Origin of the sequence: Dawidia cretensis (assembly GCF_018598175.1) — a bacterium.
Lineage (GTDB): Bacteria > Bacteroidota > Bacteroidia > Cytophagales > Cyclobacteriaceae > Ohtaekwangia > Ohtaekwangia cretensis.
The window spans coordinates 1-586 of sequence record NZ_JAHESE010000108.1; the positions used below are offsets into that span (position 1 = coordinate 1).

The following is a 586-nucleotide window of genomic DNA, read 5'->3' on the forward strand; positions in this document are numbered from 1 at the left end:
CTCCCGGACTACACAATCGATTTGTCGGCTTTACCGCCAGGCATGTACATGCTAAAGATCGAAGGAGAAGAGCTGATGAAGATTAATAAACTTTAATACTCCCGTCATGATGGTAGCGCAATGATTTCTCGCAGCAAAAGGCGGCGAAATAGTTGTGGACGGGGTATTCAACAAAATATAGATTGGATAAACGCAAGCAAATGCACGCTTAACGAAATATTATTCTAAAAATTTATACTAATTTTTCATCGCTGTGTCTTACAGATACCCGATACTATAAACCCTTTTTTTAAACAATTGGCACATCTTTTATTATACCTTACTACCACAACCGTCTCTTACAGTTAAGAGAGACGCTTGAGTAGAAAGCTTATCGTTCAGCAGGTATATCATGCGATTCTCTATTTCAACGACAAGTCTAATCTACTTAACAATGAGAAGAGGAGAAGGGAATGTGCCGGGCATCGTAAAAGCTGGCGTGTGAAGGGATGGGTAAACCGAATCATCGCAACAACACTGTTGATCACGAACCTGTTGACCAGTCCCGGGCTTTTTCTGCCGTCGGTCAGCTACCGCAAGGTAATGT

2 protein-coding genes are annotated in these 586 nt (G+C 41.8%); both read left to right on the plus strand.

Annotated features, from left to right (window positions below):
- The first annotated feature begins 21 nt into the window (after positions 1–21).
- Positions 22–96, plus strand: a complete 75-nt coding sequence (locus tag KK062_RS31295; protein ID WP_498366331.1) for a hypothetical protein — start codon at positions 22–24, stop codon at positions 94–96.
- A 261-nt stretch (positions 97–357) separates the two neighbouring features.
- Positions 358–586, plus strand: a 229-nt coding sequence (locus KK062_RS29935) for a hypothetical protein (protein WP_254088064.1), incomplete at its 3' end; no start/stop codon positions are given.